General features: G+C 43.6%; 1 protein-coding gene. It reads left to right on the forward strand.

Translation table 11 applies throughout. The features are described from left to right. A partial coding sequence (locus SB772_RS45035) for an ATP-binding cassette domain-containing protein (protein WP_410839155.1) occupies nt 1–241 on the forward strand: 241 nt, incomplete at both ends.

Consider the following 241-nt stretch of genomic DNA (forward strand, 5'->3'; position numbering starts at 1 on the left):
GTGCTAAGGCACAATTAGAGATTATAGAACCGCTTGCCATCGTAACGGCTACTCCCGAAGTTACCAGTAATCCACTGCTGCATCTATCTGATGTTGTCTTACCTTTTGGCATGGCAACTACATTGAGTTTGATCGTGAATAAGGGCGAACGCATTGCCATTACTGGTAAGAATGGTAGTGGCAAATCCACTTTACTAAAAGTAATATCAGGTCAGCTTGAAGCGTTGCGAGGTGAAATAGC

This window comes from Paraburkholderia sp. SIMBA_030 (assembly GCF_046535245.1).
GTDB lineage: Bacteria > Pseudomonadota > Gammaproteobacteria > Burkholderiales > Burkholderiaceae > Paraburkholderia.